Annotated in this window: 13 protein-coding genes and 1 riboswitch; of the genes, 2 read left to right on the forward strand and 11 right to left on the reverse strand. The window is 50.9% G+C overall.

Annotated features, from left to right (window positions below):
• Positions 1-91 precede the first annotated feature (91 nt).
• Together murI and btuB are read right to left on the reverse strand one after the other, a co-directional pair.
• The gene (gene murI / locus H9644_RS10990; protein WP_074399655.1) at positions 92-949 is read right to left on the reverse strand and encodes a glutamate racemase; all 858 of its coding nucleotides are present in this window, start codon (positions 947-949) and stop codon (positions 92-94) included.
• A complete protein-coding gene (btuB, locus tag H9644_RS10995) occupies positions 894-2,738 on the reverse strand; it encodes a TonB-dependent vitamin B12 receptor BtuB (RefSeq protein ID WP_191774567.1) in 1,845 nt (614 codons plus the stop codon). The genes murI and btuB overlap by 56 nt, the downstream gene beginning before the upstream one ends.
• 65 nt (positions 2,739-2,803) lie before the next feature.
• A riboswitch (cobalamin riboswitch) is annotated at positions 2,804-2,994 on the reverse strand.
• Positions 2,995-3,107: 113 nt separating this feature from the next.
• Between btuB and trmA the strand changes: the two genes are divergently transcribed.
• Positions 3,108-4,208 (forward strand): tRNA (uridine(54)-C5)-methyltransferase TrmA, encoded by a 1,101-nt coding sequence (gene trmA / locus H9644_RS11000; RefSeq protein WP_064530330.1) that lies wholly within the window; start codon positions 3,108-3,110, stop codon positions 4,206-4,208.
• Between the two features lie 40 nt (positions 4,209-4,248).
• Here the strand turns inward: trmA and H9644_RS11005 are convergent, their stop codons facing one another.
• From H9644_RS11005 to H9644_RS11020, 4 genes are all read right to left on the reverse strand, one after another.
• Positions 4,249-4,608: a YijD family membrane protein gene (locus H9644_RS11005; RefSeq protein ID WP_000806411.1), complete on the reverse strand. Its 360-nt coding sequence runs from the start codon at positions 4,606-4,608 to the stop codon at positions 4,249-4,251.
• The gene (gene fabR / locus H9644_RS11010) at positions 4,608-5,258 is read right to left on the reverse strand and encodes an HTH-type transcriptional repressor FabR (RefSeq protein WP_001309117.1); all 651 of its coding nucleotides are present in this window, start codon (positions 5,256-5,258) and stop codon (positions 4,608-4,610) included. Before fabR ends, H9644_RS11005 begins: the two co-directional genes overlap by 1 nt.
• A 103-nt stretch (positions 5,259-5,361) precedes the next feature.
• Positions 5,362-6,678, reverse strand: a complete 1,317-nt coding sequence (locus H9644_RS11015; RefSeq protein ID WP_064530329.1) for a citrate-proton symporter — start codon at positions 6,676-6,678, stop codon at positions 5,362-5,364.
• Between the two features lie 42 nt (positions 6,679-6,720).
• On the reverse strand, positions 6,721-7,887 hold the full coding sequence (locus tag H9644_RS11020) for a M20 aminoacylase family protein (RefSeq protein WP_191774569.1): 1,167 nt from the start codon (positions 7,885-7,887) through the stop codon (positions 6,721-6,723).
• A gap of 329 nt (positions 7,888-8,216) precedes the next feature.
• On the opposite strand from H9644_RS11020, the gene sthA reads away from it, so the two are divergent.
• On the forward strand, positions 8,217-9,617 hold the full coding sequence (gene sthA / locus H9644_RS11025) for a Si-specific NAD(P)(+) transhydrogenase (protein ID WP_001120822.1): 1,401 nt from the start codon (positions 8,217-8,219) through the stop codon (positions 9,615-9,617).
• On the opposite strand, the gene oxyR is transcribed toward sthA, so the two are convergent.
• The 5 genes from oxyR to argB all read right to left on the reverse strand — a co-directional run bounded on the left by oxyR (position 9,600) and on the right by argB (position 16,076).
• Positions 9,600-10,517, reverse strand: coding sequence for a DNA-binding transcriptional regulator OxyR (gene oxyR, locus H9644_RS11030; protein ID WP_064530327.1), 918 nt, complete (start codon positions 10,515-10,517; stop codon positions 9,600-9,602). The genes sthA and oxyR overlap by 18 nt on opposite strands.
• Before the next feature lie 251 nt (positions 10,518-10,768).
• Positions 10,769-12,052, reverse strand: a complete 1,284-nt coding sequence (locus tag H9644_RS11035; protein ID WP_191774571.1) for an MFS transporter — start codon at positions 12,050-12,052, stop codon at positions 10,769-10,771.
• A gap of 83 nt (positions 12,053-12,135) precedes the next feature.
• On the reverse strand, positions 12,136-13,350 hold the full coding sequence (gene manD / locus H9644_RS11040; protein ID WP_064530325.1) for a D-mannonate dehydratase ManD: 1,215 nt from the start codon (positions 13,348-13,350) through the stop codon (positions 12,136-12,138).
• Positions 13,351-13,866: 516 nt separating this feature from the next.
• Complete coding sequence (gene argH, locus H9644_RS11045; protein ID WP_191774574.1) at positions 13,867-15,240, reverse strand: argininosuccinate lyase; 1,374 nt, start codon at positions 15,238-15,240, stop codon at positions 13,867-13,869.
• Between the two features lie 59 nt (positions 15,241-15,299).
• Entirely contained in the window at positions 15,300-16,076 is a 777-nt protein-coding gene (gene argB, locus H9644_RS11050) for an acetylglutamate kinase (RefSeq protein WP_077883548.1), read from the reverse strand.

Raw genomic sequence — 16,076 nt, forward strand, 5'->3', positions numbered from 1 at the left:
CCGTGTCAGTGGTGGCGCATTATAGGGAGTTATTCTGAGCTGACAAGAGGAAATTTAAAATAATTTTCCGAATGCGCAACATTCAACCAAATCAGCTTGAAACTGCCAGTTTTTCGAGCGTTTTGAAACCGTAACGCTGTAAAACGGGTAATAACTGTTCAGCTTCTGGCGTCATTGCCATGCAAAAGGCAATGTTCGCATCGGCAGATTTTGCCTCAGGAGCTTCATGTTCCAGCAGCCAGGCCGTTCGGCGGGCAATCGCAGCGCCTGAATCCACCAGTCGGGTTCCCTCTGGCAGCACCTTTAACAGTTCTTCTTGTAATAGAGGGAAGTGGGTACAACCCAGAACAACAGTATCTGGTGGCTCTTTCATTCTTAGCCACGGGCGCAGGATACGTTTTAGCGCATCCAGAGAGATTTCTTCGCCATGCAGCTTCGCTTCAGCCAGCTCAACCATCTCTGCCGAGCCCAGCATTTCTATCTGACATTCATTAGCGAAACGCGCGATTAGCTCGTGGGTATAAGAACGTTTTACCGTGCCACGAGTTGCCAGCAATCCGACAATGCCATTCGCAGTCAGACGTGCCGCTGGCTTAATTGCCGGTACGACACCGACAACCGGGAACGCAAACTTCTCGCGTAATGCAGGAAGTGAGACGGTACTGGCGGTGTTGCAAGCCACAACAGCCAGCGCAAGGGGATAACGCTCTTGCACCGCAGTAACAATTTCCACCACTCGCTCAACAATAAAGTCTTCGTTTTTTTCGCCATAAGGGAAAGCGACATTATCGAAAGCATAAATGTAATGGAGATCCGGTAAGAGGCGCCGGATCTCGTCATAGACCGACAGCCCACCGACGCCGGAGTCAAACACCAGCACGGTGGGACGTGGTTCAGAAGGTGTAGCTGCCAGACAAGGTGTATTCCCGTCCTGCAGTTTGATAGCCATAGACTGTCTCGTAATCTTTGTCGAACAGGTTGGCTATTTTACCACGAACTGTCAGATGAGAGGTGACCGGATATGCAACCGCAAGATCCCATAAACTCACACCGCCCATTTTCACAGTTTGATACGGCCAGGAGGAGTAATCCTTATCATAGCGAGTGCCTAAATACTGATAAGTAATACCCCAGTCGAAGTCATACAGCTGCCAGTCGAGCTGGTATTTCACCTGCTGTTTAGCGCGGCGTAACAACGGTGCGTCAGTAATTGCGTTACGAGCATCGACATAATCGTAACTCACAGTATGCGTCAGTGGTCCGGTATCAAAATTGGCGGTCGCCTCGACACCTTTAATCCGCGCTTTCCCTTCGTTGTAATATTTCAGGATGTGGTCGTCATAATCGATTAAGTCACTAACATCGTTACGATATCCAGAAATACGCCAGTTCACTCCAGCGGTTAAGCCTTCAAACGCGCCTTCCCACTGTTTGCTTTTCTCAGGGTCCAGATCCGGATTACCGTAGAAGCCGTACAATTGCCCAAGATTAGGTGCCTTGTAGGACGTGCCATAAGAAGCGATGAAACGATAGCCTTCGATGAACTCCCATCCGACGCTGGTTTGCCAGGTTCCATGACGGCCAAACTGTGAGTTATCGTCGCTGCGTGCTGCACCTTCAAAGGTAAAATCGCCGACTTGTTGCAATCCGGTCAGATAGATACCGGTATTACGTTGATCATATCCATCCTCAACATACCCGGTACCTGGCGTCGTAGTCTGTTTCTGCCAGTCAACACCCGCACCAATATTACCGTGGCCAACGGTGACGTTGTTTGCCCACTGGACGGTGTACTGCTTCATCTCATCGAGCGTCGCGGACGAATCATAACGACCATAATGCGGATCGTAGTTGTAATCTTTGCTATGGCTATAGCTGGTAATGAGCTGTGATTTAATCAGTTCGCCGTTATAGCGCAGCCCAGCGTCCCAGCTTTGGCTATAGAGTTTACGGGTATCGAGCAACGGTGAGCCGGGAGAATAATACGCGTCATAATTGGTCCTATTATCATAGCCATAGCCACGTACAAAGCCGCTCCAGGTATCGGTAAAATTATGTTCCAGAGCACCATAAAGCGTTTTACTTAAGAAACCATCGTTATCAGGCTGCGCTTGCATTCCTGTATTACCGTAAGCGACAACATCATAACCATGGGTATAAGCGTAATCGCCCAACAGGGTTACCCGAGTTTTATCCCCCAGCTGTTGCTGCGTAGAGATATCGTAATTCTGATAACTATGACTTCCCCATCCCGCTGAAATTTCCGTTCCGGGTTCATCGCGCGTCGTAATGATATTCACCACCCCGCCGATTGCATCGGAACCATAAACGGCGGATCGCGGCCCGCGGATATATTCGACACGCTGGACAAGCGCAATAGGGAATTGACTAAGATCGGCAGAACCACTTACCCCTGCCAGATTCAGGCGCACGCCATCAATTAATACCAACACATGACTGGCATTTGTGCCACGAATAAAAATAGAAGAAAGCTGACCTGAACCGCCGTTTTGAGTGATATCCACGCCAGGGAGACGGCGCAGCACATCATTGACCGAGGTCGACTGCCAGCGGTCAATATCCTGACGCGTCACAACGGTAGTTGGCGCAAGCACAGTGTTGCGCGGCTGTTCAAAACGGTTAACAGTAACAACGAGAGTATCCGGGCTGGTATCCTGTGCCCAAGCAGAAAAGGCTGTGACAGAACACGCCGTCAGCAGCGAAGCTTTTTTAATCATTGTAAAGCATCCACAATATAAGAAGGATGCCGCAGGTTTCATCAATATTACGCGATGATGAGAACCAGATGCGACGTTGGCCGGCAGGTCTTCGGGCTTGGAGGGGTATCTGAGGATACAAAGAGATGATGACTTCCCACCGGATGGCAGTGTCTGCATTACGCAATCATCGCACCTTTCCTTACCGCTGCGCGTCAGCTCCAGATTCGCACTGGATTCCCTATTAACTCACAGGACCGGCAAGTGGATGCTACAGGTTGTAACAAGTTACTGTCCAGACATAGCTCACAAATAGGAATTCATCAAGATCTGGACATCTGATGAGCAATCCCTACAATCGCCGCGTACTTTAATTTTTCAGGATACATCATGACCCCCGAACACCTTCCAACAGAACAGTATGAAGCGCAGTTAGCCGAAAAAGTGGTACGTTTGCAAAGTATGATGGCACCGTTTTCTGACCTGGTTCCGGAAGTGTTTCGCTCGCCGGTCAGCCATTACCGGATGCGTGCGGAGTTCCGCATCTGGCACGATGGCGATGACCTGTACCACATCATTTTCGATCAGCAAACCAAAAGCCGCATCCGCGTAGATAGCTTTCCCGCCGCCAGTGAACTTATCAACCAGTTGATGACGGCGATGATTGCGGGTGTGCGCAATAATCCTGTTCTACGCCACAAGCTGTTTCAGATTGATTACCTCACCACGCTGAGTAATCAAGCGGTGATTTCCCTGCTGTATCATAAAAAGCTGGATGACGAGTGGCGTCAGCAGGCGGAAGCCCTGCGCGATGCACTACGCGCGCAGAATCTGAATGTGCATCTGATTGGTCGGGCAACGAAAACCAAAATCGAGCTGGATCAGGATTACATCGACGAACGTCTACCGGTCGCAGGAAAAGAGATGATCTACCGCCAGGTAGAAAACAGCTTCACCCAGCCGAACGCGGCGATGAATATTCAGATGCTGGAATGGGCGCTGGACGTGACCAAAGGCTCAAAAGGTGATTTGCTGGAGCTGTACTGCGGAAACGGTAATTTTTCATTAGCGCTGGCGCGCAATTTTGATCGGGTATTAGCCACCGAAATAGCCAAGCCGTCTGTTGCTGCTGCGCAATACAACATTGCCGCCAACCATATTGATAACGTACAAATTATTCGTATGGCAGCGGAAGAATTTACCCAGGCGATGAATGGCGTGCGTGAGTTTAACCGTTTACAGGGAATCGACTTAAAGAGTTATCAGTGTGAAACCATTTTTGTCGACCCGCCGCGCAGCGGTCTGGACAGTGAAACCGAGAAAATGGTGCAGGCGTATCCGCGTATTTTGTACATTTCCTGCAACCCGGAAACGCTGTGTAAGAATCTGGAAACATTAAGCCAGACGCACAAGGTTGAACGTCTGGCTCTGTTTGATCAGTTCCCCTACACGCACCATATGGAGTGCGGCGTATTACTGACGGCGAAGTAAAATCCATGCCGGATAGCATCGCTATCCGGCATGATACTTGTTACTCTGCAACTTCCTGCTTACGGTTACGCATCTTCGCGCCAATCCAGAACACCATGATGACGGACAGCACAGCCGGGAAGAAGTTAGAACCGATATCCGGATATTCTGCACGAACCACCGTGCTATACAGCAGAACGCCGAGAATAAAACAGGCAGCTGCCAGACCCGGCAATCCGACCGGCATAGTACGATTAAGATAACGTTGATGCAGGCAGTAAACCGTCAGCACCAGGGAAATAATCGGGAATACAGAAAATGGCACAATGGAGCTAAACAGCGCTGCAAAAGTACCATTAATCGATAAGCCAGCAACCAACGCCAGCAGCAGCGTACCTCTATCTTGATTTGCTTGTTTCATTACTCGTCCTTCACATTTCCCGGAATAATTGCGGTTTTCTCTTGTTCACGGCGATACCAGTAATAAGCCCCTTTCGAAATCATTCGTAGTTGCAGTACCAGTCGCTCTTCTAATTGCCGACGTTGTTCGACGCCGACATCCAAAGCCTCGGCACCCGCACTGAAGACAATCGTCACCATTGCTTCGGCTTGCGCTTCAGTAAACGCGCGAGGCATATGGTTTTCGAGTTCAAGATAGTCCGCAAGTTCCGCAATGAAGTGCTGAATTTCACGCGCAACGGCGGCACGAAATGCGGCGGAGGTGCCGGAGCGTTCCCGCAATAATAACCGGAAGGCGTTAGGATTATTACCGATGAACTCCATAAATGTGGATACCGAGGTGCGGATCACACTCCCGCCTTTAGCGATACGCTGACGCGCCTGGCGCATAAGCTGACGCAGCATCAAACCACTCTCGTCAACCATGGTCAGGCCAAGTTCGTCTACGTCGCGGAAATGCCGATAAAAAGAGGTGGGAGCGATGCCCGCTTCACGCGCCACTTCACGCAAACTCAGGCTGGCGAAGCTGCGTTCAGCACTTAATTGGCTAAATGCGGCTTCTACCAGCGAACGTCGGGTTTTTTCTTTTTGCTGCGCTCTTACGCCCATCACGATGTCTGAATCCTTGCCAAAAGTACTGCTGGCACTATACCAGAGAATGAACATTCTGGATTGCTTCAGTGCTGTGAATGAATGGCAAGACAATAAAACGTATTCACTGCAATTCTTTGGCCGGTTCTTTTACGAACAACAACGCCAGCATCGACAGCAATGTCCCCCCGCCCAGATACCACGCCGGAGCAGTCAGGCTATCCAGTAACACGATGGATTGCGTAGCGAAATATTGCGCAAAACCGCCGAAAATTGCTACGCCAATGCTATAAACCAGCGCGAAGCCTAATGCCCGGATCCGTTTCGGCAACAGTTCGGAAATCAGCAACATTACCGGTACTCCACCAAGCGTGGTAAAGCTGACCATCACGAAAACGACCGTCAGCAACATGCCTGGGCTTGGGTAATTCACCAACAACCAGAACGAAGGCCAGCTACAGAGAAGCACCATCACACGCGAGATAAAAATCAGCTTTTTACGTCCGACCGAATCACATAGCATCCCCACCAACAGCGCGCCCGCAAACGTAATCACCCCCGCCAGTAACATCGCTGCATGAGAATAGTGTTGAGGCATTGCCAGATACTTTGCCGCCCAGGTGCCGTAGTAAAAGAGGGAAATATAGGTTGCTACCGTACTACCAATAGCGAGTAAAACGCCGTTAACGATAGTCGCTTTATGTTGCAGGAGCAGAGAGAACGCGCTTTCGCTGGCAGCGGCTTTTTTATTGTGTACTGGTTCAGGCACATCATTTTCCAGGCTCAGACGCAGCCAGCAACCGATGGGCGCTAAAAGCACACCAATAAAAAATGGCACACGCCAGCCCCATTCTGCCATTACGGTTTCTGAACCTGTGGCGAACGGTAGCCATGCGCTCAGACCTAAAGCAACAACGCCACCAAATGTCGTTGCCAGCCCCTGAGTCGCCAGCGACCAGCTACTGTAAAAGCCGCGACGATTTGCCGGAGCTGACTCAACCAGCAAAGACATTGAGGCGCCGACTTCACCACCTGCCGCAACGCCCTGAATCAGACGCGCCAGCACCAGCGTCGCCGTTCCCCAATAGCCCGCCGTCGCATATGTTGGCGCAATGCCAATCATCAACGTGCCGAGGCTCATCAGGGCAATGGTGAACACCATCGCAGGCTTACGTCCGAAGCGATCGGCCCAGGCCCCGACGATAATTCCACCAAGCGGGCGCATAAAAAAACTCACGCCAAACGTTGCAAATGCCAGTAACAGCGCGACATTGTGATCAGCACTGGGTGGGAAGAAAAGCGTACTGATATAGACCACAAAAAAGTTGTAAACGCCAAAATCAAAAAATTCGAGCGCATTGCCAAACGCCGAGGCAAAAATCACCCGCTTACCGCTGGGCTTTTTCTTCACAATCACGGTTCCATTTACGATCGCCGTCATTCCATGTTCCTTGCCAGAAAGTGTTGTTGTGTGTTGTTTTATTTATTGCAGCCAGGCTTCTACCAGTGCGCCCCAGTAGCTACTTGCCGGGACCAGACTTGCATCGTTGAAGTCGTAGCCCGGGTTATGCACCATGCATGCCCCTTCCCCGACATCGCCATTACCGAACAGCAAAAAAGCGCCTTTTGGCTGGGCTTCCAACATGAAAGAGAAATCTTCACTGCCCATCAGAGGTTTAATGCCAAACTCAGCCCGAGCTTCGCCAAACGTTTTACACGCCACCTGCCAGGCGAAGCGCGCCATCTCCTCGTCATTCACTAATACCGGTGTGCCGTTAACATGCGTCACATCAGCCGTAGCGCCAAAGCTGACAGCCTGGGCTTGCGCCAGAGCAGGAATACGGGTCAGAAGAAGTTGCCGGGTTTCGCGGCTAAGAGAGCGGACGCTGATTTTCATCTCAGCACTATCAGGAATGACGTTAGCGGCCTCACCCGCAACAATGCTGCCAACGGTTATCACTGCTGCTTCCAGCGGATCGACATTGCGCGACACAATGCTTTGTAATGCGGTGGTGATATGTGCCGTGATCAGCACCGGATCGATGGCTTTGTGAGGAATTGCGCCATGCCCACCACAACCATGAACTGTGATGTGGAACTGATCCATTGACGCCATTAGCGCCCCAGGCTGGAAGAAAAACTTGCCAACCGGTAAGCCCGGCATGTTATGCATACCGAAAATCGCATCGCAGGGGAAACGGTCAAAAAGCCCCTCTTTAACCATGATCTCGCCGCCGTTAATCATCTCTTCTGCGGGCTGGAAGATAAGACGTAACGTGCCGTTAAAACGACGAGTTTCGGCAAGATAACGCGCAGCGCCAAGTAATATCGTGGTATGACCGTCATGCCCGCATGCGTGCATTAAACCGGGATGTTTACTGGCCCAGGGCTTGCCGCTATTTTCATAAATTGGCAACGCATCCATATCAGCACGCAGACCAATACTTTTCTCTCCGTCCCCCACTATTAACGTGGCCACTATCCCCGTCGTTGCCAGCCCTTGCTCTACCTCATAGCCCCACTGGCGCAGCTTTTCCGCAACCAGAGCACTGGTTTTAAATTCTTGTAATCCCAGCTCCGGGTTTTCGTGGATTTGGTGGCGGATCTCGCGCAACTCTTCCTCAAACCCACGAATGTAGTGTTCGATCATCGGCTATTCCTTTATTCACTTATAAACAAGTTAATTAACGGGTTTTATTGATGGTGCAAATATAAATAACGAATCAATATGAAATATTTATATATTTGTTTTATAAGAATATTTAACATAGACAATAACAAAAAAGCACGCTTCGGCAAGATAAAACTATCAGCCATAAGAAAAAGCAATTAATAGCGAATTAGTGGATTAAGAAGGGGGCAGACAAAGCAAAGGCCGCTCACGATATAGCCAGATAAATGACGGGGATCAATTGGCTTACCCGCGATAAAATGTTACCATTCTGTTGCTTTTATGTATAAGAACAGGTAAGCCCTACCATGCCACATTCCTACGATTACGATGCCATAGTAATAGGTTCCGGCCCCGGCGGCGAAGGCGCTGCAATGGGTCTTGTTAAGCAAGGTGCGCGCGTCGCAGTTATCGAGCGTTATCAAAATGTTGGCGGCGGTTGCACCCATTGGGGCACCATCCCGTCAAAAGCCCTCCGCCACGCTGTTAGCCGCATTATAGAATTTAATCAAAACCCACTTTACAGCGACCATTCGCGACTGCTCCGCTCTTCTTTTGCCGATATCCTCAACCATGCCGATAACGTGATAAATCAACAAACGCGCATGCGTCAGGGATTTTACGAACGTAATCACTGCGAAATATTGCAGGGGAATGCCCGCTTCGTTGACGAGCACACGCTGGCGCTGGACTGTCCGGACGGCACGGTTGAAACGTTAACCGCAGAAAAATTTGTCATTGCCTGCGGCTCACGCCCTTATCATCCAGCAGACGTCGATTTTACCCATCCGCGCATTTACGATAGCGATTCGATTCTTAGCATGCATCACGAACCGCGCCATGTGCTTATCTACGGCGCAGGGGTGATCGGTTGTGAATATGCGTCGATCTTCCGTGGCATGGATGTGAAAGTGGATCTGATCAATACCCGTGATCGTCTGCTGGCATTTCTGGATCAGGAGATGTCAGATTCTCTCTCCTATCACTTCTGGAACAGTGGTGTGGTGATTCGTCACAACGAAGAGTACGAGAAGATCGAAGGTTGCGATGACGGCGTGATCATGCACTTGAAGTCAGGCAAAAAGCTGAAAGCAGACTGCCTGCTCTATGCCAACGGACGCACCGGTAATACCGATTCGCTGGCGTTACAGAACATTGGGCTGGAAACTGACAGTCGCGGACAGCTTAAGGTCAACAGCATGTATCAAACCGCGCAGCCGCACGTTTACGCGGTGGGCGACGTGATTGGTTATCCAAGTCTGGCGTCGGCGGCCTACGACCAGGGGCGCATTGCCGCGCAGGCGCTGGTGAAAGGCGAAGCCACCGCGCATCTGATTGAAGATATCCCTACCGGCATCTACACCATTCCGGAAATCAGCTCGGTCGGTAAAACGGAACAGCAACTGACCGCGATGAAGGTTCCGTATGAAGTAGGCCGCGCCCAGTTTAAACATCTGGCTCGCGCACAAATCGTCGGCATGAACGTGGGTACGCTGAAAATTTTGTTCCATCGGGAAACGAAAGAGATTCTGGGGATTCATTGCTTTGGCGAGCGCGCTGCCGAAATTATTCATATCGGTCAGGCGATTATGGAACAAAAAGGTGGCGGCAACACTATTGAGTACTTCGTCAACACCACCTTTAACTACCCGACCATGGCGGAAGCCTATCGGGTAGCGGCATTAAACGGCTTAAACCGCCTGTTTTAACGCTTTATCGAAATGGCCATCCATTTTTTCGCGGATGGCCTCTGCCAGCTGCTCATAGCGGCTGCGCAATGGTGAGCCTGGGCGATAAACCAGACCAATGGTACGGCGTGGTTCCGGCTTAATGCACGGCAGATAAACCACACCATCGCGTTTGCGTTCTGGCGGTACAGCCAGCGCAGGCAGTAAAGTGATCCCGCTACCTGCGGCCACCATGTTGCGCAGCGTCTCCAGACTGGTCGCGCGGAAGTGTGTATCTTCATCCGCTCCAGCTTCAAAGCAGAAGCCCATTGCCTGATCGCGCAGACAGTGACCATCTTCCAGCATCAGCAGTTTTTCTCCTGCCAGATCGGCCATCGGCACACATTCGCGGTTAGCCCACGGGTGATCTTCATAGATTGCCAACAGCATTGGCTCATCAAACAACGGCACTTCAATGAATGCTTCGCTCTCTTTCACCAGCGCGAGGATCACGCAGTCGAGTTTGCCACTATCCAGCTGCGCCAGTAACTGGTGGGTCTGCGCTTCATGCAGATACATTTCCAGCTTCGGAAAGGTCTGGTGCAGCATCGGGATAATATGCGGCAACAGGTAAGGTCCAACCGTAGGAATCAAACCAATATGCAGCGGACCGGACATCGTCTCCCCCTGCTGGCTTGCCATCTCTTTAAGGACTTTCACCTCGCGCAGCACGGTACGCGCCTGATCCACCAGTAGCATTCCCGCCTGGGTGAATAACACTTTACGGCTGGTCCGCTCCAGCAACATCACGCCCAGCTCATCTTCCAGCTTACGAATTTGCCCACTCAAGGTTGGCTGGCTGACGTGGCAGGAATCTGCCGCACGGCGAAAATGGCGGTGCTCGGCCAGTGCCACCAGGTACTCAAGATCACGAATATTCATTATCCATCCTCCATCGCCACGATAGTTCATGGCGATAGGTAGCATAGCAACGAACGATTATCCCTATCAAGCATTGTGACTGATAATTGCTCACAGAAACGGAGCGGCACCTCTTTTAACCCTTGAAGTCACTGCCCGTTTCGAGAGTTTCTCAACTCGAATAACTAAAGCCAACGTGAACTTTTGCGGATCTCCAGGATCCGCTTTTTTTTATTTTACAGGCCCACAGCAAGAGAGCCTGATAGTAACGGTTACTCAATGCGATCTTTGACAATAAAGAAGTAACACAGCGCACCAGTGAAGGTCACACAAGCGGCGATAACCAGCGCCAGATTAAACGAGTGCGTAGTATCCACTACCCAACCGGTTACGATCGGGGCAAAGGAAGCAAAGACAAAACTGCCAAAGTTTTGAATACCGGCGATGGAAGCCACTTTTGTTTCAGACACCATCACCTGAACCAGTCCCCATGCAGATGTTCCCGCGAAATGCACACAGAACAGCGCCATTGAGATAAACGCCACCGCTTGCGTTGGTGAGGAAGATTGCACTACCAGCAACGTGCCTAATGCCGACATCATCAAACCGCAGACAATAGCCGTTTTACGCGTCTTCGCCAGGTCGTAGCCTTTTTTAGCCAGTCGATCGACAACAATACCGTTGACCCACATTCCGACTGCCGCCGCGAGGAAAGGAATCGCCGCCACCCAACCCGTTTTCGCCAGGCTAAAACCTTGCTCGGCCTGCAAATAACCGGGTAACCACGCGATGTAGAGCCAGCCTGTATAGTTGACGCCAGAGAAACCTAAAATCATCCCCCAGGTTGTCCGATGCTTAAACAGCGCCAGCCATTCACTAAATTGCAGTTGTGGTCGCGGTTTAACCGGCGCGGAGAGATACGTCCGTTCTTCCTCGGTCAGGACAAACTGCGCCCGGTTGCGGTACCACGTGTACCAACAGATCCCAACCAGAATCCCCGCCACGCCGATGATGACAAACATCGCCCGCCAGCCCCACGCCAGTTGCATCAGCACCAGAGCAGGAGGCGCAATAGCCTGACCGATAACGGTAGATGAGTTAAAAATCCCCAACGCCGTGCCGCGTTCTTTTTGGGCATACCAGTCGGTGATAGATTTCACCCCCGCAGGCATAAATGGCGCTTCGCCAATACCCAGACCAATACGCATTAAAATAAAGTGGCTAAAAGAATTAACCATTCCTGTTAATGCCTGCATTAATGACCAGAATATCAAGCCTGCGCCTAAAACTATTCGTGGGCCAAAGCGGTCTAGCAAAATACCGGAAGGAAGTTGTGAAAAACCATAAGACAGAGAAAATGCAGAAAGTAAAACGCCAAACTCGGTGGCGGATAATCCTAACTCGCCACGAATCGCTTCTCCTGCCACGCTCAATGATGAGCGATCGAGGAAATTAACGATCCCCGCCATAAATAATAAAACCAGCGTCACCGTCTGAATACGGCGAATCCGTTGCGGTTTGTTACCCGCAACACTACCTGGCAAATCAACGTCCATTTTTAAGCTCCTTGAGCAGATTTAATAGATTTGATTACTCAATCAATAAATTAAGCGACAGATATACGGCTTCGCTTAAATCACTACCAATTCCACAATGTGCCGTCTTCCAGTCGTGCGACAGGGAGATACGCCGGGTCATACGGATATTTCGCCGCCAGCTTCTCATCGAAAGAGATACCCAGACCCGGTTCATCACCAGGATGCATATAACCCTCATCGAAGCGCCAGCTATGCGGGAAGACTTCAAGCATTTGTTCGGAATAGCCCATGTACTCCTGAACGCCAAAGTTTGGTACCCAGAGGTCAAAATGCAGCGCCGCCGCATGGCAAATGGGCGATAAATCAGAAGGGCCGTGCGAACCGGTGCGTACCTGATAAAGTGATGCGAAATCGGCTATCCGCCGCATTCCGGTAATGCCGCCTGCATGGGTAATCGTCGTGCGAATGTAGTCAATTAGCTGCTCTTCGATTAACTGCTTGCAGTCCCAGATACTGTTAAACACTTCACCGACCGCAATCGGCGTCACGGTATGCTGGCGAATTAAACGGAAACATTCCTGATTCTCGGCAGGCGTCGGGTCTTCCATCCAGAACAGGCGGTAATCCTCAATGCTTTTCCCAAAGCGCGCCGCTTCAATGGGGGTAAGGCGATGATGCATGTCATGCAACAGATGTTCGTTAAACCCGAACTTATTGCGCACTGCCTCAAATAACTTCGGCGTGAAATCGAGATACTTCTCCGTCGACCACAACTGCTCTTCCGGCCACTGGCCTTTAGTTGCCGGTTCGTACGCCAGTCCTTTGCCTTTCGCCAGGCCATAGGTGGTTTGCATCCCAGGCACACCGCACTGCACACGAATCGCCTTAAAGCCCATCTGCTGGTGCTTTGCATAGTCCTCAAGGACTTCATCAATCGTGCGCCCGGTGGTATGGCAATAAACCATCACCCCCTCACGAGAAGCACCACCAAGCAGTTGATACAGCGGCATATTGGCTGCTTTAGCTTTGATATCCCACAGCGCCATATCGATAGCAGAAATAGCCGACATCGTGACGGGGCCACGTCGCCAGTAAGCGCCTTTATAAAAGAATTGCCAGATATCTTCGATTCGACTGGCATCACGGCCAATTAATTGTGGACAAAGATGATCTTTAAGATATGACGCGACCGACAATTCGCGACCATTTAGCGTGGCATCTCCCAATCCACAAAGTCCGCTTTCAGTGGTTATTTTAAGCGTAACGAAATTACGCCCGGGGCAAGTAACAAAAACGTCCGCAGCAATAATTTTCATTATTGCAATCTCCTGTGTTGTAAATAGACGCTTCAAACTTAATTTTACGCCTACTACCATACAAGAGAGAAAGAGTGATTATTCAACCGTGATCACATTAAAAACAAAAATTTCCTCCGAGGAACAAAAATATCCTCAAAAACCACCAGGATAATTGATCATTATCGTTAAAACAACACGTTAAATAATCACATAACAAATTCCATTAACCTTCAGAATGAACACAGCAGCAGAAATTAATCATATTTCATTAATTAAAATATGTATCGTTTGATGTATTTAAAAATATTTTTATGCGAGGAACGAACGTAAAAGAAGGCACAGGAATAAAAAGGAATGTGACAAATAATAGTTCTGGCTGGGCGTTAAATTTAAGGTCAACAGAATGCTGGCAAATCTCTGCCTGATGCGACGCTATCACGTCTTATCAGGCCTACAAAGTGCAACACTACGTAGGCATGATAAGCAAAGCGCATCAGGCAAACTCCCCGTTTTCAGGGGAGCGATATAAACAAGTTACCCTAACCGCGCCTTTGCAAAAGCAATCGCCTGCGCCACCTGCTGCGGTGAGACGCCGCCTTTTGCCGCACGCTTGTCGAGGCACGATTGCAGCGACAGAATCGGATAGACATCTTCGCCAATCACCTTGCTGAATTTCTGCAACTCAGCCAGCGGCAGTTCTTCCAGTGGTTTGCCCTGACGAATGGCTTCCACCACCGCTTCGCCAACAATATGGTGCGCCTCGCGGAACGGCACGCCTTTAGCCACCAGATAATCAGCCAGTTCGGTGGCGTTTGCGTAGCCCTGCTGCGCCGCTTCCTGACAACGCGGGCGTTTCACCTGAATCCCGTCCAGCACCAGCGCCGCCATATGCAGGCAGTCCAGCCAGGTATCGAGCGCGTCGAATAAGCCCTCTTTGTCTTCCTGCATATCTTTGTTGTAGGCCAGCGGTAGACCTTTAAGGGTCATCATCATGCCGGTTAACGCGCCCTGAACACGGCCGCATTTACCACGAATCAGCTCCAGCGCATCCGGATTTTTCTTCTGGGGCATTAATGATGAACCGGAAGTCACACGATCAGAAAGCTCCACAAAACCTGCTTCACCGGTGTTAAAGAAAATCAGATCTTCGGCAAAACGCGACAAATGCACCATACCGATAGCGGCGGCAGAAAGCAGTTCCAGCACGTGGTCGCGGTCAGAAACACTGTCGAGGCTATTACGCGTTGCCGAAGCAAAACCCAGCCAGCCTGCTAACTGTTCACGGTCAATTTCATAGGCCGTTCCCGCCAGCGCGCCACAGCCTAACGGACTGACATCCAGGCGCTTAAGCGCGTCCTGCAAACGGCTTTCATCACGCGCCAGCATCTCAACGTAGGCCAGGCACCAGTGAGCGAACGTCACCGGCTGGGCGCGTTGCAGGTGGGTATAGCCCGGCATTACCGCATCCTGATTGTTTGCCGCCGTTTCCACCAGCGCCGATTGCAGCTGACGGTTAGCCGTCAGCAACTCGCTAACGGTATCTTTGCACCACAGTTTCAGATCGGTCGCTACCTGATCATTACGGCTACGCCCGGTATGCAGTTTTTTGCCTAACTGGCCCACTTTGTCGATCAGTTTGCCTTCCACCCAGCTATGGATATCTTCGGCGTCGCTTTCGAGGATTTGCTGTGGCCTGGCGCGAACATCTTCCAGCAGCACGTTCAGCGCCTCTTCCAGTTGCGCCTGCTCTTCTGCGGTTAATACGCCTACCGTTACCAGGGCTTTGGACCAGGCCACAGAGCCGACAATATCCTGCTCCGCCAGACGATAATCAAAGCGCAGTGAGTCGTTGAATTGTTTGAACCGTTGATCTGCTGCCTGGGTAAAACGCCCGCCCCAAAGTGCCATAACTCTGTTTCCTTATTTTGAATTCAATGCCGGATAGCGATGCCTCCGGCCAACAAAACTTAAGCTAAAATCCGCGTACCCATCGGCATACCGTTAAACAGTGCCGGAAGCTGTTCCGCATGACGCCAGGAGGCAATATCCACCGGGCGGCCCAGCGTGCGCGCAGCATCCAGCGCCGCGTTCACTTTCACTATCATGCCGTCGGTAATAATGCCCTGCTCAATCAGTTGCTCTGCTTTCGCGGCGGTCATTTCGGCAATACGTTGCCCTTTACCGTCGAGAATGCCGCTGACGTCAGAGAGCAAAATCAGATCCGCGCCCAGCGTTGCCGCCAGCGCCGTCGCCGCCTGGTCAGCATTGACGTTCATCAGTTGCCCTTCGTCCGTTACGCCAATGGAACTAACCACCGGCAGGTAACCGTTTTCCAGCAACGTATTGATAAGCTTAGGCGAACCTGGCTGCGCCAGTCCAACATGGCCTAACTCTTCATCAAGCTGGGTCACTTTGACGCTGTCGCCATCACCAAGAAACAAGCCTACGGCAGCAATCTGATGTCTCTTCGCCCACGCCAGTAAGGTTTTATTTGCCGTTCCCGCCAGCGCCCCGGTGATAATGTCTATCTGATCGGCAGGCGTCACACGCAGGCCATTTTTCTTTTTCACCGGCAGATTCAGCCCTTTCATCAGCTCATCCACCACGCAGCCGCCGCCGTGGACAATCACCAGCGGGCGCTGATGTGACTCGCGATATTTCACCAGTGCGCTAAACAGACGCTCCAGCGCCTCTTCGCTATCCAGCAATACGCCGCCCAGTTTGATAATTAATGGATTCATCAT

The sequence above is a fragment of the Escherichia whittamii genome, from assembly GCF_014836715.1.
GTDB classification, from domain to species: Bacteria; Pseudomonadota; Gammaproteobacteria; order Enterobacterales; family Enterobacteriaceae; genus Escherichia; species Escherichia whittamii.